This window comes from Oceanimonas sp. MB9, assembly GCF_011319775.1.
Taxonomy (GTDB): Bacteria; Pseudomonadota; Gammaproteobacteria; order Enterobacterales; family Aeromonadaceae; genus Oceanimonas; species Oceanimonas doudoroffii.
Genome location: NZ_VFBE01000001.1, coordinates 47,264 through 64,824, shown reverse-complemented (window position 1 = coordinate 64,824; position 17,561 = coordinate 47,264). Strand labels below are relative to the sequence as shown.

The window sequence follows — 17,561 nt, the reverse complement described above, 5'->3', positions numbered from 1 at the left end:
GCTGTGCGCTTTGGGCTAGGCTTAACCTTCCAGACTCAATCGTGTTTGGTCAAGGAGACATTGCCATGAGCATCAAGGACTGGCCCGCAGACGAGCGCCCGCGGGAGAAATTGCTGAGTCGGGGCGCGGGCAGCCTGACGGACGCCGAGTTGTTGGCCATTTTTCTGCGCACCGGTGCCAAGGGCATGGACGCGGTCACCCTGGCTCGCACCCTGCTTGCGCAGTTTGGCTCGTTGCGCGGCCTGATGCAGGCAGAGGCGCGTCAGTTTTGTGAAGGGCCCGGCCTGGGTCTGGCCAAATACGTGCAATTAAAGGCCAGCATGGAACTGATGCGTCGCTTTCTGGATGAGCGGTTAAAGCGGGAGCATGCCCTCACCAGTCCGGATCTGACACGGGAGTTTCTGCAGTTGCGATTGCGGGACCAGCCTCGGGAAGTCTTTGCCTTGCTGCTGCTCGACAACCAGCACAGGGTCATTGAATTTCACGAGCTGTTTTTTGGCACCCTGGATGCGGCGGCGGTGTATCCGCGAGAAATCGTCGCCCTGGCGCTCAAGCAGGGTGCCGCCGCGGTGATTTTGGTGCATAATCATCCATCCGGAGTGGCCGAGCCCAGCCGGGCGGATCGCATGATCACCGAGCGTATACAGGCCGCCCTGGGGTTGCTGGATATTCGCGTGCTGGACCATCTGGTCGTCGGCGACGGCGAAACCGTATCTTTTGCCGAGCGTGGCTGGCTTTGAACGCCGGGCGTTTGGCTTATTGTTGATCTCGAGCTGAATTTGCTGTATAAATTGCCGCCTTATTTTGCCCCGACTGACGGCCAACGGGGTATCATTGCTCGAGCAAAAGTAAGTTTTGGAGAAGACTGACATGTCTAAAGTATGCCAAGTAACTGGTAAGCGGCCAGCTGTTGGTAACAACCGCTCTCACGCGAACAACGCCACCAAGCGTCGCTTCCTGCCCAACCTGCAAACTCACCGTTTCTGGGTTGAGAGCGAAAAGCGTTTTGTAAAACTGCGCATTACCACCAAAGGTATGCGTATTATCGACAAGAAAGGTATCGACAGTGTCCTGGCTGACCTGCGTGCCCGTGGCGAAAAGGTCTAAGGAGATAACACATGGCTTCTAAAGGTATTCGCGAGAAGATCCGCCTGAACTCCAGCGCCGGTACTGGTCACTTCTACACCACTACCAAGAACAAGCGCAACATGCCTGAAAAAATGGAAATCAAAAAGTTTGATCCCGTTGTTCGTCAGCATGTGATCTACAAAGAAGGCAAAATCAAGTAAGGTTTTGCCCTCTCAAAAAACCCGGCTTTGGCCGGGTTTTTTTATGCCTGGTGTCCGGGCTATACTGCCGCCGCCGTGGAGTGAAGGAGAGTGCGAATGCCGGAATTGCCGGAAGTGGAAGTCAGCCGTCTGGGCATTACCCCGCACCTGCTTGGGGAGTCGGTGATGCGGGTAGTGGTACGCAATGCCAGCTTGCGCTGGCCGGTGCCGGCAGACATTCAGGAGCTTACCGGGCTGACCGTGACCGGCATACGCCGTCGGGCCAAATATCTGTTGCTGGAAACCGACTGGGGCACCGCCATTTTGCATCTGGGCATGTCCGGCAACCTGCGGGTATTGCCTCACGGCACCCCGGCCGGCAAGCACGATCATGTGGACATAGAGTTTGCCAACGGCAAGCTGCTGCGGCTGAATGACCCGCGCCGCTTTGGCTGTCTGCTGTGGACCCGCGAGCCCGCAGAGAAACACCCGCTGCTGGCGAAGCTGGGCCCGGAGCCGCTCACCGATGATTTTGACGGCGACCACCTGTTTACTCGCAGCCGGGGCCGCAAGACCGCGGTAAAGCAATTCATTATGGACAACCATACCGTGGTGGGGGTGGGTAACATCTATGCCAATGAATCGCTGTTTGCGGCGGGTATTCATCCCCAACGGGAGGCGGGCAGCATCAGCCGGGCGCGCTACCTGAAACTGGCCGAAGAAATCAAAACCGTGCTGTCCCGGGCCATCGGACAGGGGGGCACTACCCTTAAGGACTTTACCGGCAGCGACGGCAAGCCCGGCTATTTTGTGCAGGAGTTGCAGGTCTATGGCCGGGCCGAGCAGCCCTGTGTGCAATGCGGCAGCCTGCTCAGGGAAATTCGCATGAATGGCCGCAGCACTGTGTTTTGCGGGCGCTGCCAGCGCTGAAAGCCCGTTATTGCCTGCTAGAGTGTGCACACTCGTCGGTCAAAGCGCACTACTTCGCCGGCACGCCGTAAACCCTTCCATGGGGGCTCCGTTGCGCCATCCCTGGCGTAAAGGGCGCGGCGAAGCAGACATCCTTGGCCCACCTCAGGTGAGCAAGGTGTCGACTGTTGTTGGTTTTCGGCGGTCGGCGCAGGAGTTTCTCAAAGCGGCAGCGGGGATTGCCGTAGCCGACCGTCAAATGCCACGGATCGAACGTCCCAAGGGTGGGCTTGAAGCGTGTCGGCGGAGTGCACGCGCTGTCGCTTTGCGTTGCGGGTTCGTTCAATAGTGAGCGTTTACGCCAGCTTCTGCGCGATGGCTTCATGCACGGCATCGGGTACGAACTGGCCGATATCGCCGCCGTGAATGGCCACTTCCTTCACCAGGGTGGAAGAGATAAAGGAGTTTTCCTCGGCCGGAGTAAGGAAGACGCTTTCAAGCTCCGGCATCAGCCGCCGATTCATGTTGGCCAGCTGAAACTCGTACTCAAAGTCCGATACCGCCCGCAGGCCCCGCACCAGTACGGTGGCGTTATATTCCTGCGCAAAGTCCACCAGCAGGCCGGAGAAACCGACCACAGTCACATTGCTCAGCTGCTGCTGTTCGATCACCTCTTTCACCAGTGCCACCCGCTCTTCCAGCTCGAACATGGGCCGCTTGCTGGGGCTGAAGGCCACGCCCACGATCACCTCGTCAAACAGCTGTGAGGCGCGTTCTATCAGGTCCAGATGGCCATTGGTGATGGGGTCGAAGGTGCCGGGGTAAATGACCCTGATGCTCATGACGGTTCCTTTTATCAAACGATGAACGAAAAGAATAAGGTAGAATAGCGCGGCACGAGAGCAAGCGGGAGAGCGGAATGAAACGAATACTGGTGGTGCGCAACGACAAAATCGGCGATTTCATGCTGGCCTGGCCGGCCTTTGCCTTGCTCAAGGCATCCCTTGACTGCCATATTACCGCCCTGGTGCCCGGCTATACTCGGCCGCTGGCCGAGCTGTGCCCGAGCATTGACGCCGTGCTGGCGGATCCGGGCAAGAGCGCAGACGCTGCCGCGCAACAAAACCTGCTGGAGCGGCTAAAGGTGAGCAATTTCGACGCCGTTATCTGCCTGTTCTCCAACTTTCGTAACGCCAGGCTGATGTGGCAGGCGGGCATTCCCCAGCGTTGGGCGCCGGCCACCAAGCTGGCCCAGGTGCTGTATAACCACAGGGTAAAACAGCGCCGCTCCGAGTCTGCCAAGCCGGAGTATGAATATAACCTGGATCTGGTACGGGCCTTTCTGGTCAAAAATGACATCACGCCGGTGGAGCCGGCCACGCCCTACCTGGGCTTTGACGCCTCTGAGCTGGCGATGTTTCGTGAGCAACAGGCGGCAGCGCTTGGTATTGATGCCGGCCGGCCCTGGTTGCTGGTGCACGCCGGCAGTGGCGGCTCGGCCAATAACCTGAATACGGCGCAGTATGCCGGGCTGCTCGACCGCCTGCAGGCGGCGTTTCCCGGGGTGCAACCTGTGCTCACCGCCGGGCCGGGGGAAGAGGACCTGGCGACAGAGGTGGCCGATATGGCCGGCGGCGGTGCCGTGGTGGCCAGCGGGCTGCCGCTGCCGGACTTTTGCCGGCTGCTGGCCTGCGGCCAGCTGTTTGTGGCCGGCAGCACCGGGCCGTTGCATATTGCCGGCGCCCTGGATGTGCCCACCGTGGGCTTCTTTCCCCTGCGCCGCTCGGCCACCCCGCTGCGTTGGCGCCCGCTCAACAGCGAAGGCCGTCACCTGGCCTTTCACCCGCCCAAAGGCGCCGAGGCCGAAGACATGAGTAGTGTGGATGTAAAGGCGGTGACGGGCCAGATTCGTTCCTGGGCGAGTAAATTCTTATCTGGGGCCAGCCGATTTACTCAGCCTTCTGCACCTGGTCGTGATAAATGCGATCGAACTGCGCCGTAACCTGCTCAATGGTAATACGCTTCATGGCGTGCTCATCCTTGACCCGGGTACGCCAGGGCAGCTCGGCGGGGGCCTTGCCGGTTTCCGCCAGCAGGGCCTCTTCGTAAACGCTGACCACATAATCCCGGCAATGATAGGGGCCGGTGCGGGCCGGATTGTGATGGGCATAGAGCCCCAGCACCGGGGTGCCGGTGAGGGTGGCCATGTGCGCCGGGCCGGTATCGGGGGCTACCACCAGGCTGGCCGCCTTGATCAATGCCATCAGCTCGGGCAGGCTGGTTCGACCCACCAGGTTTTCATCAATGTTGGCCGTCAGTTGTTCGATGCGGGCCGCCAGATCCCGTTCCATCTTGGCCGGGCTGCCGATCAGCATGACCTTCATGCCGCGCTTATGAGCATGATCGGCGAGGGCGGCATAGCCCTCGGCGGTCCAGTTCTTGTAGGCCTTGCTGGCGGCGGGACAGATCAGCAATAACGGTCGTTTATCCTTATGTTTGGCGGCCTGAGCTTGTGCTTCGGGCGTCACGGGCCAATGCCACCGAGGCGTTGTGTCAATCAACCCCAGTGTTCGGCCAAAGCCCATAAAGCCGTCCGCCACGTGTTCGCCCTTGGCCTCCACCTTGAGGTTGGTAAACAGCCATTGGCCGTCCTTGGCGCGTTCCCGTTCAAAGCCAAGGCGGTATTCGGCGCGAATGCCCAGGCTGACAATGCTGGCGCGCATGGCCGCCTGCATATGCAGCAGGGCATCAAAGCGGCGGCCGCGTAATTGCCGCCACAACCGAAGGTAGGCTCGCCAGCCGGCGCTTTTGTCAAAGGTGATAATCTCGACATCGGGCAGCTGATCGAGCAGCCGGGCTTCGATTTTGCCGGTGATCCAGGTGATGCGGGTTTGTGGCCACTGGCGTTGTATGGCCTGCACCAGCGCCACCGCATGGCAACAGTCGCCAATGGCGGACAGGCGCAGCAAGCACAGGGAGGTGGGAGCCGAGGTGAACACTGCCATAAGGGAACTCTTGTGGATTCTGAGTCCGGCATTATGCAAAGCCTTTTCGGCCATGTAAAATTCGGCTTTTCGCTGGGGGGATGGCAATGGAACGAATTGAGCACGGCTCTGAAATTATCTGGTATGACCCGGACTGCTTTGGTGACTTTCACCGGGACTTTTTTGAGATCGACTTCTGGCGAGAGCACAACGCCATTCGCGGCAAGGCGGTGGGGCGCAATACCACCTGGTTCGTGGAAGATGAAGTGGGTCACAAGGTGCTGCGTCATTACTACCGGGGCGGCATGATCGGCCGGGTCATGGAAGACACTTTCCTGCATGTGGCCGAGTCCAAAAGCCGGGCCATGGCCGAATTTACCGTACTGGCCAAGCTGCACCGCAAGGGCCTGCCGGTGCCGCGTCCCTGCGCCGCGCGCATGGTGCGCTCCAACCTGGTCTACCGGGCCGATATCATGCTGACCCGCATCAACAATGCTCGGGATTTGGTAGCCATACTGCAGGAAAGATCACTGAACGAGCAGGAATGGCAAAGCATTGGCCATACCATTCGCCGCTTTCACGATGCCGGCCTGTACCACGCCGATCTCAACAGTCATAACATCCTGCTGGATGACGGCGGCAAGAGCTGGCTCATCGACTTCGACAAGTGCCATTTTCGCCAGCCCGGCAGTTGGTCCCGGGAAAACATGGACCGCCTGCTGCGCTCATTCCGCAAGGAGCTGAGCCTGCACGAGACCTTCCGCTGGAACGAGCAGGACTGGAAAGCCCTGCAACAGGGCTATCACAAGGCCAGCTGATTGGCGATGGTGTCCAGGGTGCGTGCCAGTGCGCCCTGATTGGCCCTGACCACCTTCAGGGCCGCGCTTCCCATGGTATTGCGTTCTGGCTCGTGTTCAAGCAGCTCGGTCAGCGCCAGCGCCAGTGCTTCGCCATTGGCCACCACCCTGGCGCCGCCGGCCTGGCGCAGTTCACGGGTAATGTCGCTGAAGTTGAAGGTTGAAGGGCCCGTCAGTACTGGCTTACCCAGGGCGGCGGGCTCCAGCAGGTTGTGGCCACCCCGCTCAATCAGGCTGCCCCCCACAAAGGCCACATCGGCCGCCGCCAGCAGCACCGGCAGTTCGCCCATGGTATCGCCCAGATACACCTGAATGCCGGCGTCCGGCTCACCCTGGGTGCGGCGATGCAGGGTTAACCCCTGTTTGTGTACCAGCGCGGCGACCTGTTCAAAGCGTTGTGGGTGTCGGGGCACCAGCATCAGCAGGGTGTTCGGCTGGTGTGTCAGCAGTGTCTGATGCGCCGCCAGCAGCTGTTCGTCTTCCCCTTCGTGAGTGGAGGCGGCAATCCACACCGGGCGCTGTGCGCCCAGTTGCATTCGCAGCGCTCGCCCCTGCTCCCGTACCGCATCGTCGTAGTCGATATCAAACTTGATGGAGCCGGTAATGCTCAGCCTGTCTTGAGGTACGCCGAGGCCGGCAAAGCGGTCGGCATCGTCCCCATACTGGCAGGAAATATGGCTGAGATGGTTGGATAACAGCCGGAAAATGCCGTGAAAACGCCGGTATCTTTCGGCGGAGCGGGCCGACAGTCGAGCATTGAGCACCATCACCGGCACGTTGCGTCGGCCACAGGCGGCGAGCCAGTTGGGCCAGAGTTCGGTTTCCATGATCAGCAAGGCTCGAGGCTTAACCCGGCGCAGAAACAGGGCCACCGCCCAGGGAAAGTCCAGGGGGGCGTAGCGGTGCTCGATCAGATCCCCAAGCTTGGCGGCCTGATCGGCACCGGTACGGGTGGTGGTAGTGACCAGCACCGGCAGTTCCGGGTGTGCCGCCTTGAGTGCCTTGATCAGCGGGGTGGCCGCCACCACTTCCCCTACGCTCACCGCATGCAGCCACACCGGCCGTTCGCCGTTGACTGGCGCCACCAGGCCCAGGTGCTCCGGCCAGCGCCGGCCAAAGCCGGGTTTGCCTTTTTTCGGCCAGTATAACAGCGCCAGCAACAGCGGGCTGAACAGGTGAATAAGCAGGTTGTAGAGCAGGCGATAGAGCATGGTGACTAGCCTGCCAGCCTGGCCAGAGCGTCAATCACCCGCTGGGGGGGTAACTCCTTCAGGCATTTGAGGTGTCCGAGCGGGCACTCCCGTTTGAAACAGGGGCGGCATTCGATATCGGTATGCACCACAGCCACTTTTTCTGCCAGGGGTGGAGTGTATTGAGGAGAGGTGGAACCATACACTCCCACCAAAGGGCGTTGCAGGGCGGCGGCGATATGCATCAGGCCGGAGTCGTTGGATACCACGGCGGTGCTCAGCGCCATCAGGTCGATGGCCTGGTGCAGCGAGGTTCTGCCTGCCAATACATGGCAGTGCTCCCTTAACCGTTCAGGCAGCTGATGCTTAATGGCTTCGGCTACCGCAATGTCCTTGGCAGAGCCGAAGATCCAGACCTGCCGGCCCCGTTCAATCTGGTGTTGTGCCACCTCGGCATAATAGGTTTCGGGCCAGCGTTTGGCGGGGCCAAATTCGGCGCCGGGGCAAAGGCTGAGTACCGCTCTGGTGGTATTCAGGTTCAGCTCGATCAGAGCAGACTGCTGATTATTGGCATTCACACTCAGGGCCGGCCAGGGCAACTCGGGAATGTTCTGATGGTTTTGCATCTGGGCCTTGGGGTAGGCAAGGGCATTGTAGCGCTCGACCATTAGTGGAAAGTCCCGTTTGTTGCTGCGCAGGTCGTTGAGCAGGCCGTAGCGGGACTCGCCCTTCCAGCCGGTGCGCTTCTTGATACCGGCAAACAGCGGGATCAGCGCCGATTTGAGAGAGTTGGGCTGAATGATGGCCCAGTCATAACCTTCAGTGGCCAGTTTTCTGCCCAGCCGAAAGCGCTCGGTTAGCCCGAAGTCGCCATGTCCCAGGGGCATAACGATGGCCTTGTCCACTTCGGGCATGCGCTCCAACAGGGCACAGCACCAGGCCGGTGCCATTACATGCAGCTCGGCCTCGGGGTGTTGCTTTTTCAGGGTGATGTAGAGGCTCTGGGACATCACCATGTCTCCGACCCAGGAAGGGCCAATGGCCAGAATTTTCATATGCATATACAAACCGGGTGAGTGAAGTCGCATTATATCCAAGATAGTGTGCTTGATTCACATTTCTTATTTGCATATCTCCTTCTATCGAAAAGAACTTTGTCACCGAACACCTGATCAGCAATGGTGGTAAAGTCTGGTATTCTTGCCTGCGTACAGATAAAGCTATCTGCTGGCAGAGTGCCAAAACAGGCCAAGTATTTCCTTTGCTAAAGGCCCACCATGTGCCTCTTTAGCCTGCCCGGGTATGAGCTATTAACCGAATCAATGAGTTTATGAAAAGTGAGAAACAAGGGCAGAACGCAGGTTCTGCTTCGAGGCGAGTTCTGATCGTGCTTCGGCGCCTGGGTATGGGGGGGATTGAACAGGCATCCAGGACCCTGGCCCAGGCCTTTACGGCTGAAGGGCACGAGGTGCATATGATGGTGCTAAAGGGCAAGGTCGACTATGCCCCTGCGGCTCCGGTCAGGCTGCACCGTCTGGACCTGGAAAAAATGCAGCGGCGCTCGGCTGCTGGCATCGCCTGGCATCTGGTATCACGCCTGATGTTACGCCCCTTGTTACCTCGATCGGGATTTGTCTGGCAAGGCATGGGGTGTGGTCGCCTGTTCGAAGCAGCCGTGGCGGATATTGAGCGGCAGAGCGGGCGCTTTGACCTGATTCTGGTGCGGGGGCAGGGTGCCTTTGAGATGTTGTGGACGGTGCGCGATCCACGCCTGTGGCGGGTGGTGGAGTCGGCCGCCAGTGACTTCAAAGGACGTCTGGGCCGGTGGTTACGTCATTGTCTGTATCACGATCACCGGTTGATCTGTGTGTCGAATGGAGTGCGCAGCCGCCTGCTGGAGCAGATTGGCCGGCATCGCACGCAAGTTGCCGACTGCCGAGTGGTCTATAACGCCGTGCCGATGTCACTGATACGAACCCTGGCAAAGAAGCCCTGCGCTCCCGACTTTAACGAACCCTATCTGGTGCATGTGGCTCGTCTGGTGCCGGTGAAACAGCAACCGCTGTTGCTGGAGGCTTATGCCCTGGCTCGTCAAAAAGGGTTGGATTTGCCACTGGTTATCATTGGTGATGGTTCGGAACGCAGTTCCCTGCAGGCGCTGGCCAGGCGTTTGGACATTGCATCCCGGGTCCACTTTTTGGGGCAGCAGGACAATCCCTATCCCTGGGTGGCCAAGGCGCAGGCCTTTGTGCTCAGTTCTCGTACCGAGGGGTTGGGTCTGGTACTGATTGAAGCGTTGGCGCTGGGCACTCAGTGCGTCGCTACCGATGTCCCGGGAGGCATTCGGGAAGTGCTGATCGATGAGCAACGCCGCCTGCTGGCGGAGAATCGAGCCGACAGCCTGGCCGACAAAATCCTGGAAGCCGTGCAAAAGCCGGTTCGCGTTGATGACGCCTGGCTGGAGCGCTTTTCTGAGCCCAATATCATTCGGCAGTATTTGTCGTTGATTCCTCCATTAGACTGAACATAAGAGCCATACCCATGATACGAAATCATACATATCCGCTGGCACCGGATCTGTCACTCGACGTGAATATTGATGAGCATGGACGGCTGGTTTTCGCCGCGGAGCAGCCTGAGCTGTTGGCCGAACCCTGGAGCTGGTTTCTGGAGGTTGAATACCAGGCCACGAGCCGCAATGCGTTGCCTGCTATTGTTACCTGGAGCAACGGGCAAGCACTTTATACCCAGTATTTTGAGGCTGGGCAGGCGGGGAAACGACTCCTGAGCCTGACGGGAGTGAGAGAGCCGGGTGATGTCCGTATTGAGCTGCAGCGTTGTTGTCTTATTGGCAAAACCACTCTGCTGGGGTTCAGGGCGCGGGCGCTGGAACAGGACGGCCCTGTGTTGATCGTTGCGCCGCATCCGGATGATGCAGAGCTGGCGGCTTTTGGTCTGTACCGCAAGCAGAAGGATAACGTCTGGATCGTGACCGTTACCGCGGGTGAGACGCAAAAGCGCCTGGATCGGCAGTATATTCCATCGCTGGACAAGGACTCCAAAAGCGCCGGGCGTCGCAAGGGCATGATTCGCAGCTGGAACAGTGCTACCACGCCGCTGCTGGCGGGGGTGCCTTTTGAACGTAATATCATGCTGGGGTACTTCAACGATACCCTGCCTGCGCTGTTGGCCGATCCCGCCAGCCGAGTGCCTTCGACCATGGATGAGCAACTCAGGCCCGGCGATTTTAGGGGGCTGAACCGAATGGCGCTGAGTACGGATCCTGCGCCGGAGAACTGTGGTGAGCATTTGCTTCGGGATCTGCAGGCGCTGATCGAGCACATCAAACCTGGAGTGCTGGTGGTCACTCACCCTGAAGTGGATCCGCACCCGGATCATGTCGCCACCGCGCGGGCCTGTGCCCTGGCCATGCAACAATCCAGTCACCGGCCGAGGCGGGTGCTGATGTACGCCAACCACCTGGCCGGCGAGCGTGGTTTTCCCCGCGGGCCGGCTCATGCGGCGGCAGGTATCTGGCCCTGGAACCGGAACGACTCGGTACTGGGGAGCTGGCAGTTGTACAGCGAGTATCTGGATATGGAGCTGCAACGTGAAAAAGTGCTGGCACTGGACAGCATGCATGACCTGCGGGCATCACTCAAATTGGATAAGCGGCTCAAGCGTTGGTTTCGGCGCCTGCGCAGTGGTGTGCCCCTTGCTGAATGGAAAGACTATGGCGCCCACGATTACTTCCAGACCCATATCAAGGCTCATGAGGTGTTTGCTGTGGTGTCGGCGACGGCCTTTATCGCTGGATTGGTGTAGGGGCTGCCAAATGCACCGGGTAATTATGATGAATAATGCCGAGTGGCGTAAAAACTGTTGAATTGATCGAGATTTAGAAATGCTTGTGTTGAAGAAAGAAAACTTTGTAGGTAAAGGTAACGAACGCGCGTGTTATATACACCCTGGCGATGCAAACAAAGCGGTGAAAATAACTTACGAAGGGAATAATAGAAAAAAGAGCAAGCAAACCAATCTCGAAATTAAGTCCTACCAAGAGCTGGCCGAGCGCGGCCTGTCCGACTGGAGCAGTTTGCCCCGATATTTTGGTACGGTAAACACCAATAAGGGCGAGGGTATCATTGTTGAGGTGGTTCGGGACTATGATGGAAAAATATCAAAGACGCTTGAATATTATCTGGATCGCGATGGGACGGCCGCTTATGCCAAGGAACTCAATGAATATCGGGATTTTTTCTTAAGAAACAAAGTCATATTTAATTATGGGATGATGCCCAACAACATTCTGGTGAGAAAGAACAGTGAAAATGATCGCGATCTGGTTCTGATTGATGGTCTCGGTGATGTTGCGTATTTCACTTTTCCTAACAAGATTGCTTATTTTGCCCGGCGTAAAATAAAGCGGCGCTGGAATAAGTTTGTTGGGAAATACCTGTCGTAGTAACGGCGAGGCGCTCAATGTCATAAAGATGGATCTAAAAGGATACCGTCTCGGCAACTTGTTCAACCGTTATCACTTCTTAAGAAGTGATAACGGTTTTATGTGTGACTGCTGAGCTATAAAAAGATCGGAATGATGCGTTTCATCCGGAATCAATTATGTGGAGGAGCCATTTTTCTGTGAACTTGGTCGGCGTGCCCGCCAAATGTGAGTCGTCAGGCCCGCAAGGATCAGGTTGAACACGAACACGCCGGAACCGAAGGAGTTGTAGGACTCAAACTGATTGACGATCACCCAGTAGACAAAAAAAGCGAGGGAGAATAACGCCATGTCATTGGGTAACACACCACTCCGCCAGGCCAGCCAGCTGCCCTGGCCGATCCAGAATGCCAGGGCGGCAAACAGACCAAGGCCGAGTGCACCGTAGGCAACCCACACTTCCAGAAAATAGTTATGGAGATGTCCAAAATCCTCACGCACAAAGTTCGGCAACCAGGCGGTTTCCTTGACGGCCAGGCTGCGGCCGTTGCTGCTCCAACCGGTGAGCGGGCGTTCGGCAATCCACTCGCTGGCTGCCCGCCATGTTTGTATACGAATGCCTACGCTGGTATAGGGTACGTCTGCAAGGTCGCCGGCCATCACGGCCTGGATCACTTCCGACTCCGCACTCAGGCGATGGGTGATGATTCCGTTCGCGGCCCAAAGTGAGCCTGCGATCAGGAGTATCAGCGCTCCCCCTCCCAGAGTCATGTTTCTGCCGGAAACGGTCTGGCGATATCTGAACCGGTGCAGCACCCATGCCAGCACCACAACTACCAGTGCAAAGCTGGTGGCCAGCCAGATCGCCCGAGTCTGGGTGATCAAAAGACCCGTCAGGCAGAGGATGGTTAGCAGTAACCAGACAGCCCGCCACATAAGGGCGGAATGACCCGCCTTCAACATGCGTGGACTGAAGCAGATCATGCCCAGCAGAACGGTGCCAAAAAACATGGCGGTATGCTGGGCATTGCGCATGTCAAAGTCGACACGCTGTCCGTTAAGGCCATGTAGCCAGTCGGTGGCATGACCCTGTACAAAAGTGGCCAGCATAAAGCCAAGAGCAGCGCTCAGCCACAGGATCAGGGTGTTGCGGGTACTTCCGCTCAACAGCCAGGCAAAGGCGATAAACATGAACAGTTTGCCCAGTCGGTCGAGCCTGGGGTTGTCGGGAATCCACTCCGGGTGGTGAAAGTAGCCCAGTACCCAGGACAGGCTTTGAATGCCTAGGGCGGCGATAAGCAGCCATACCGGAAAGGTGGCTCTGTGTTCCTTTCCCCAGGTAAAAAAAGCAATTAAGCCCAGAGCGACGGCGGGTATCTGCATTAGCTTGCCGGCATCTGGCCACAAGAGGTTAAAAAAACCATAAGCCAGCAGTGCCATAAAGCCGGCATATTCCATCCATCTGGGATGGCTTGAGAAGGCGTCCCTGCTCCAGTCGTTATAATTAATGATCATGACAATTCACTTCCGAGCGTAATCACGGCCTGTGCCGCATTTTTATTAGTGCTGATAAAAATCCTGGTACCAGGTGACAAAGCGTTTTACACCTTCTTCCACCGCGGTGGTCGGCTGATAGCCCACCAGGCGGTGAAGCTCCGAGCTGTCCGCAAAGGTATCGGGTACATCGCCGGGTTGCAGGGGCAGATACTCCTTAACGGCCTTGATGCCAAGTGCGTTTTCAATGGCTGCGATAAAGTTACCCAGGTGAACCGGGTTATTGTTGCCGATATTGAACAACCGATAAGGGGCCGAGCTCTGATGTGGCGCGGGGGCATTGCTGTCCCAGTCCGGAGCGGGTGTGGCGATGTGATCGCTGGCCAGCAAAATGCCCTGGACAATGTCATCAATAAAGGTGAAGTCACGGCTGTGGTTGCCATGGTTAAACACCTGAATGGGCTGTCCTTCGGCGATACGTTGGGTAAATTTGAAGGGCGCCATATCCGGGCGCCCCCAAGGGCCGTAAACCGTAAAAAACCGCAGCCCCGTGGTTGGCAAGCCGAACAGATGGCTGTAGCTGTGTGCCATCAGCTCGTTGGCGCGCTTGGTGGCCGCGTAGAATTGCAAGGGATGATTGACGCCGTGCTCTTCCCGGAACGGCATCTGGGTATTGGCGCCGTAGACGCTGCTGGTGCTGGCATAGGTGAGGTGGTCAACCTTGTGGTGGCGACAGGCTTCCAGAATGTTGGTAAAGGCGACCAGGTTGCTTTCCACATAGCTGTGCGGGTTTTCCAGCGAGTAACGCACACCGGCCTGGGCGGCCAGGTGAATGACCCGATCAAACCGGTGTTGTTCAAAGCACTCGTTCACGCGCGAGAGGTCGGCCAGGTTGGCTCGAATAAAGTGATAGCGGCCACCGGTACGCACCGCGGTTTCCTGCAACTGCGCCAGGCGGGCTTCCTTCAGCGCCGGGTCGTAGTAGTCATTGACGTTGTCAAAGCCGACAACCTCGTCGCCTCGTTCAAGCAGGGTGCTGGCAACATGGTAGCCGATAAAACCGGCGCTGCCTGTAACAAGTACTTTCATATCAATTCGTTCTCTTGCTGGCCGCAGTACAGCTCGGCCGGAATGACCCGGCCATCATGGGCCGGGTGTGGATATCAGGGCTGAGAGCTTGCTGTCTGACGACCGACTGAATGGTAGACGAAGCCTTTTTTATGCATGCGTGCCGGTTCGAACAGGTTACGGCCGTCAAAGATTAACGGCTGACGCAACTGCTGGCGCAGCAAGTCAAAGTCCGGGGCGCGAAAACTTTGCCATTCGGTGACGATCAGCAGAGCCTCGGCCTGGTTCAGGGTCGCTTCCTTGGTACCGCACAGGATCAACTGTCCGTTGCGGGTTTGCTCTCCATAGATGCGCTGGGTTTCCTCCATCGCTTCCGGGTCAAAGGCCTGAACTCGAGCGCCGGCCTGCCACAGGGCTTCCATCAACACCCGGCTGGGCGCTTCACGCATGTCGTCGGTATTGGGCTTAAAGGCCAACCCCCAGAGGGCAAAGGTCTTGCCGGCCACATCCCCGTCAAAATGACGATGAACTTTCTGAAAGAGGGTGGTCTTTTGCTGCTGGTTACGGGCTTCTACCGCCTTTAGTACTTGAGCGTCAAAACCGATGCCATCGGCGGTGCGGATCAAGGCCTGTACATCCTTGGGAAAGCAGGAACCGCCATAGCCGGCACCGGGGTAGATGAAGTGGTAACCGATACGGGGATCACTGCCGATGCCCTGGCGTACCATTTCGATATCGGCGCCCAGCTGCTCGGCCAGGTTGGCCATTTCATTCATGAAACTGATTTTGGTGGCCAGCATGCAGTTTGCTGCATACTTGGTGAGCTCGGCACTCCGCACATCCATAACGATAATTTTTTCATGGTTGCGATTAAAGGGGGCATAGAGTTCACGCATGACTTCTTCGGCATGAGGGCTGTCGGTGCCGATGATGATGCGGTCTGGTCGCATGCAGTCGGCCACTGCCGAGCCTTCCTTGAGAAATTCTGGGTTGGAAACCACGTCAAATGTCAGGCTTTCCTTGCCCATGCCACCGAGGCGCTGGTTAATTTGCGCCACGACTTTGTCTGCAGTGCCCACAGGCACGGTGGATTTGTCTACCACTATGGTGTGACGTTGCATATGGGTAGCGATGGTATCGGCCACCGCTAGCACATATTGCAAATCGGCAGAGCCGTCTTCGTCCGGCGGGGTACCGACGGCGATAAACTGAATATCACCGTGGGTGACGCCCAGGCCGGCGTCCACGGTGAAATCAAGCCTGCCGGCCTCATGATTCTGCTTGACCAGATTTTCAAGCCCGGGCTCATAAATGGGGATGACGCCGTTCTTAAGGGCTGCGACCTTTTGCTCATCCACATCTACACAAAGCACGTCGTGCCCGGCTTCCGCCAGTACGGCTCCCTGTACCAGGCCGACATAGCCGGTGCCGAATACGGTTACTTTCATATCTTTATACCGTTTGGTTTACGCCGCCGGTGAGCGGGCGAGTAATGGGTGTTGTGAGATTTTACGCTATTTGACTTTCATTGCCAGATTCTGCCGAGGTATCGGGCCCGGCATCACCACCCGACTGGTTTCACTGGCGGCCTTCCGAAGGAGAAAGGTGCTTTATAATGCGGGCAGGGGCGCCGGCAATCACCATATTGTCGCCAAAGGCCCTGGTGACCACAGAGTTGGCGCCAATGATGACATTGTTGCCAACTTTGCCTGCCCCGATGATCTTGGTGCCAGGATAAATGGTCACATTGTTACCCACACGGGGCATTAGCCCGGTGTGGGCATTGGGGGCGCCAGCCAAAGTAACCTGCTGGTATATACGGCAATTTTTTCCAAGACTCAGGCCGCCGCCGATGACAATTGAGGAGGGATGCGGCAAATGTAAACCTTCGCCGATTTCCGTTCTGGACGAGAGAAAAACGCCAAAACGAGTGGCAAGGATGAAATGCTGTCGTTGGGCAAGTCGGGTCAGTCCATGACTGCGGTAAAACTGGACAAGGCGCAAGCGTAACACGGCCTGTCTGGATGTGTCGGTTGCCCACAGGCATCGAAATAGCCGAAAAAACAGCAGGGAGTCACGTGAGCGAAGGACCTCGACGCGACAGTATTGAAGAAACTGTTTCCATGACATCACGTTAATTCATTACCGAAAGTAGAATTTTTATCTTTGTTGATACGGCTATCTTGCTGATTAAAAACAAGATAAACAGGTTTCTTGCCCGTGTTAGGCCTTTGCGCTAGCATGCCAGGTTATTTTATTCCGCCTCAGGAGCTTGCCGTGCACCACAAAAGATTTGCCTTTGTGATCGAAGATCTTTACGGCGGAGGCGCCCAGAAGTCGTTGATTTATACCGCAGACCAGCTGCGCCAGCGCGGTCACGCGGTGATCGTATTTACTCTTAGAGAGCTGGTTGAGCACAGGGTTCCCGAGGAGCTTGAAGTGATTAACCTGGCGGTGGTCACCCGTTTCACCAAGGCTACCAGCACGGTGCTGACCGAGAAATGGCAGGCTCGTCGGATTGCTCGTGCCCTGAAGGAATGGCGCCCCGATGTCACCATCTCCTGCTCCTGTGACAAAATTACTCGCCACCTGAACCAGCCCAACCTGTATTTCTGGATCAAGTCCGATGTATCCGCCAAGTTCAGCGATGTGGCAAAGCGGGAGAAGGCCTTTGCCAAGGTTCGTCGTTTCTACCAAGGGCGCCAGGTCATCGCCGTGTCCCACGGGGTGAAGGAAAACCTGGAACAGGTAGTGGGGCTGAAGGCCGAACGCATCATTCCCATCTATAACCCCTACGAGCGTGAGCCCTTTGTGGACATGGCCGGCGAAGCCGCCGTCCTGCCGGATCACGACTTCTTTCTGTGCGTGGCCGCGCTGGAGCCGCGCAAGTGCCACGACCGTTTGCTCAAGGCCTATAAGGCGAGCGGCGTGAACACACCCCTGCTTATCATGGGTAAGGGCAAGCCCGAAAACGAAGCCGCCATTCACCGCCAGATTGACGAACTGGGCCTGCAGGACAAGGTTCAGATGGTGGGTTACCACCATAATCCCTATCCCTGGATCGCGCGGGCAAAGGCCATGATATTGACGTCCGATGCGGAAGGCCTGCCGCGGGTACTTATCGAATCCCTATTGCTGCATACCCCGGTGATCAGTGTGGACTGCCCCAGCGGTCCAAAAGAGATACTGACCCAGGAGCTGGCCGATTTTCTGCTGGCTCGGGACGATACCGCCGGCCTGGCTGCGGCCATTCGCCGTATGGAAGAAACGCCCGTGGTGATCGAGCCCCGTCACTACCAGCAGTTCCTGAAGGAAACCGTGCTGCCCCAGTTCGAAGCGCTGTGACG

General features: G+C 57.6%; 18 protein-coding genes. 10 read left to right on the top strand and 8 right to left on the bottom strand.

All coding sequences use genetic code 11. The features are described from left to right. Window positions 1-65 precede the first annotated feature (65 nt). The 4 genes from radC (at window position 66) to mutM (ending at window position 2,198) form a co-directional block, all read left to right on the top strand. Window positions 66-740 carry a DNA repair protein RadC gene (gene radC / locus OJHNALOF_RS00350; RefSeq protein ID WP_165660804.1) on the top strand — a complete coding sequence of 225 codons (675 nt, stop codon included), beginning with the start codon at window positions 66-68 and terminating at the stop codon, window positions 738-740. 130 nt (window positions 741-870) lie between these two features. Continuing rightward, entirely contained in the window at window positions 871-1,107 is a 237-nt protein-coding gene (gene rpmB / locus OJHNALOF_RS00345) for a 50S ribosomal protein L28 (RefSeq protein WP_014291125.1), read from the top strand. A gap of 11 nt (window positions 1,108-1,118) precedes the next feature. Next, window positions 1,119-1,289, top strand: a complete 171-nt coding sequence (rpmG, locus tag OJHNALOF_RS00340) for a 50S ribosomal protein L33 (RefSeq protein ID WP_094200902.1) — start codon at window positions 1,119-1,121, stop codon at window positions 1,287-1,289. A 96-nt stretch (window positions 1,290-1,385) separates the two neighbouring features. Then, window positions 1,386-2,198: a bifunctional DNA-formamidopyrimidine glycosylase/DNA-(apurinic or apyrimidinic site) lyase gene (gene mutM / locus OJHNALOF_RS00335; protein ID WP_094200901.1), complete on the top strand. Its 813-nt coding sequence runs from the start codon at window positions 1,386-1,388 to the stop codon at window positions 2,196-2,198. Window positions 2,199-2,533: 335 nt separating this feature from the next. On the opposite strand, the gene coaD is transcribed toward mutM, so the two are convergent. Next, on the bottom strand, window positions 2,534-3,019 hold the full coding sequence (coaD, locus tag OJHNALOF_RS00330) for a pantetheine-phosphate adenylyltransferase (protein ID WP_165660803.1): 486 nt from the start codon (window positions 3,017-3,019) through the stop codon (window positions 2,534-2,536). Between the two features lie 77 nt (window positions 3,020-3,096). On the opposite strand from coaD, the gene OJHNALOF_RS00325 reads away from it, so the two are divergent. Continuing rightward, complete coding sequence (locus tag OJHNALOF_RS00325) at window positions 3,097-4,179, top strand: glycosyltransferase family 9 protein (RefSeq protein ID WP_165660802.1); 1,083 nt, start codon at window positions 3,097-3,099, stop codon at window positions 4,177-4,179. On the opposite strand, the gene OJHNALOF_RS00320 is transcribed toward OJHNALOF_RS00325, so the two are convergent. Next, window positions 4,127-5,182, bottom strand: coding sequence for a glycosyltransferase family 9 protein (locus OJHNALOF_RS00320; RefSeq protein ID WP_165660801.1), 1,056 nt, complete (start codon window positions 5,180-5,182; stop codon window positions 4,127-4,129). The genes OJHNALOF_RS00325 and OJHNALOF_RS00320 overlap by 53 nt on opposite strands. An 86-nt stretch (window positions 5,183-5,268) precedes the next feature. Between OJHNALOF_RS00320 and OJHNALOF_RS00315 the strand changes: the two genes are divergently transcribed. After that, a complete protein-coding gene (locus tag OJHNALOF_RS00315; RefSeq protein ID WP_206063496.1) occupies window positions 5,269-5,979 on the top strand; it encodes a 3-deoxy-D-manno-octulosonic acid kinase in 711 nt (236 codons plus the stop codon). On the opposite strand, the gene waaA is transcribed toward OJHNALOF_RS00315, so the two are convergent. Together waaA and waaF are read right to left on the bottom strand one after the other, a co-directional pair. After that, on the bottom strand, window positions 5,964-7,229 hold the full coding sequence (gene waaA, locus OJHNALOF_RS00310) for a lipid IV(A) 3-deoxy-D-manno-octulosonic acid transferase (RefSeq protein ID WP_165660799.1): 1,266 nt from the start codon (window positions 7,227-7,229) through the stop codon (window positions 5,964-5,966). The two genes, OJHNALOF_RS00315 and waaA, sit on opposite strands and share 16 nt — an antisense overlap. A gap of 5 nt (window positions 7,230-7,234) precedes the next feature. Continuing rightward, window positions 7,235-8,263 carry a lipopolysaccharide heptosyltransferase II gene (gene waaF / locus OJHNALOF_RS00305; protein WP_165660890.1) on the bottom strand — a complete coding sequence of 343 codons (1,029 nt, stop codon included), beginning with the start codon at window positions 8,261-8,263 and terminating at the stop codon, window positions 7,235-7,237. Window positions 8,264-8,538: 275 nt separating this feature from the next. On the opposite strand from waaF, the gene OJHNALOF_RS00300 reads away from it, so the two are divergent. From OJHNALOF_RS00300 to OJHNALOF_RS00290, 3 genes are all read left to right on the top strand, one after another. Next, window positions 8,539-9,732, top strand: coding sequence for a glycosyltransferase (locus OJHNALOF_RS00300; protein ID WP_165660798.1), 1,194 nt, complete (start codon window positions 8,539-8,541; stop codon window positions 9,730-9,732). Window positions 9,733-9,749: 17 nt separating this feature from the next. Then, entirely contained in the window at window positions 9,750-11,033 is a 1,284-nt protein-coding gene (locus OJHNALOF_RS00295; protein ID WP_165660797.1) for a PIG-L deacetylase family protein, read from the top strand. A 79-nt stretch (window positions 11,034-11,112) separates the two neighbouring features. After that, on the top strand, window positions 11,113-11,673 hold the full coding sequence (locus OJHNALOF_RS00290) for a YrbL family protein (protein WP_165660796.1): 561 nt from the start codon (window positions 11,113-11,115) through the stop codon (window positions 11,671-11,673). A gap of 156 nt (window positions 11,674-11,829) precedes the next feature. On the opposite strand, the gene OJHNALOF_RS00285 is transcribed toward OJHNALOF_RS00290, so the two are convergent. The 4 genes from OJHNALOF_RS00285 to OJHNALOF_RS00270 form a co-directional block, all read right to left on the bottom strand. Beyond that, window positions 11,830-13,167 carry an O-antigen ligase gene (locus OJHNALOF_RS00285; protein WP_206063495.1) on the bottom strand — a complete coding sequence of 446 codons (1,338 nt, stop codon included), beginning with the start codon at window positions 13,165-13,167 and terminating at the stop codon, window positions 11,830-11,832. Window positions 13,168-13,212: 45 nt separating this feature from the next. Next, window positions 13,213-14,235 carry an NAD-dependent epimerase gene (locus OJHNALOF_RS00280; RefSeq protein WP_165660795.1) on the bottom strand — a complete coding sequence of 341 codons (1,023 nt, stop codon included), beginning with the start codon at window positions 14,233-14,235 and terminating at the stop codon, window positions 13,213-13,215. A 74-nt stretch (window positions 14,236-14,309) separates the two neighbouring features. Further along, window positions 14,310-15,662, bottom strand: a complete 1,353-nt coding sequence (locus OJHNALOF_RS00275; RefSeq protein ID WP_165660794.1) for a UDP-glucose/GDP-mannose dehydrogenase family protein — start codon at window positions 15,660-15,662, stop codon at window positions 14,310-14,312. Between the two features lie 130 nt (window positions 15,663-15,792). Continuing rightward, complete coding sequence (locus OJHNALOF_RS00270; protein WP_165660793.1) at window positions 15,793-16,344, bottom strand: serine acetyltransferase; 552 nt, start codon at window positions 16,342-16,344, stop codon at window positions 15,793-15,795. 147 nt (window positions 16,345-16,491) lie between these two features. On the opposite strand from OJHNALOF_RS00270, the gene OJHNALOF_RS00265 reads away from it, so the two are divergent. Next, window positions 16,492-17,559, top strand: a complete 1,068-nt coding sequence (locus OJHNALOF_RS00265) for a glycosyltransferase (RefSeq protein WP_165660792.1) — start codon at window positions 16,492-16,494, stop codon at window positions 17,557-17,559. Window positions 17,560-17,561: the final 2 nt, after the last annotated feature.

What these genes read in the sequence shown, in the direction of transcription:
- OJHNALOF_RS00300 (WP_165660798.1), top strand. Translation starts at nt 8,539, where the DNA reads ATGAAAAGTGAGAAACAAGGGCAGAACGCAGGTTCTGCTTCGAGGCGA.
- waaF (WP_165660890.1), bottom strand. Translation starts at nt 8,263, where the DNA reads ATGAAAATTCTGGCCATTGGCCCTTCCTGGGTCGGAGACATGGTGATG.
- waaA (WP_165660799.1), bottom strand. Translation starts at nt 7,229, where the DNA reads ATGCTCTATCGCCTGCTCTACAACCTGCTTATTCACCTGTTCAGCCCG.
- OJHNALOF_RS00285 (WP_206063495.1), bottom strand. Translation starts at nt 13,167, where the DNA reads ATGATCATTAATTATAACGACTGGAGCAGGGACGCCTTCTCAAGCCAT.
- radC (WP_165660804.1), top strand. Translation starts at nt 66, where the DNA reads ATGAGCATCAAGGACTGGCCCGCAGACGAGCGCCCGCGGGAGAAATTG.
- rpmG (WP_094200902.1), top strand. Translation starts at nt 1,119, where the DNA reads ATGGCTTCTAAAGGTATTCGCGAGAAGATCCGCCTGAACTCCAGCGCC.
- OJHNALOF_RS00315 (WP_206063496.1), top strand. Translation starts at nt 5,269, where the DNA reads ATGGAACGAATTGAGCACGGCTCTGAAATTATCTGGTATGACCCGGAC.
- OJHNALOF_RS00290 (WP_165660796.1), top strand. Translation starts at nt 11,113, where the DNA reads ATGCTTGTGTTGAAGAAAGAAAACTTTGTAGGTAAAGGTAACGAACGC.
- OJHNALOF_RS00275 (WP_165660794.1), bottom strand. Translation starts at nt 15,662, where the DNA reads ATGAAAGTAACCGTATTCGGCACCGGCTATGTCGGCCTGGTACAGGGA.
- mutM (WP_094200901.1), top strand. Translation starts at nt 1,386, where the DNA reads ATGCCGGAATTGCCGGAAGTGGAAGTCAGCCGTCTGGGCATTACCCCG.
- coaD (WP_165660803.1), bottom strand. Translation starts at nt 3,019, where the DNA reads ATGAGCATCAGGGTCATTTACCCCGGCACCTTCGACCCCATCACCAAT.
- OJHNALOF_RS00280 (WP_165660795.1), bottom strand. Translation starts at nt 14,235, where the DNA reads ATGAAAGTACTTGTTACAGGCAGCGCCGGTTTTATCGGCTACCATGTT.
- rpmB (WP_014291125.1), top strand. Translation starts at nt 871, where the DNA reads ATGTCTAAAGTATGCCAAGTAACTGGTAAGCGGCCAGCTGTTGGTAAC.
- OJHNALOF_RS00270 (WP_165660793.1), bottom strand. Translation starts at nt 16,344, where the DNA reads ATGTCATGGAAACAGTTTCTTCAATACTGTCGCGTCGAGGTCCTTCGC.
- OJHNALOF_RS00320 (WP_165660801.1), bottom strand. Translation starts at nt 5,182, where the DNA reads ATGGCAGTGTTCACCTCGGCTCCCACCTCCCTGTGCTTGCTGCGCCTG.
- OJHNALOF_RS00295 (WP_165660797.1), top strand. Translation starts at nt 9,750, where the DNA reads ATGATACGAAATCATACATATCCGCTGGCACCGGATCTGTCACTCGAC.
- OJHNALOF_RS00325 (WP_165660802.1), top strand. Translation starts at nt 3,097, where the DNA reads ATGAAACGAATACTGGTGGTGCGCAACGACAAAATCGGCGATTTCATG.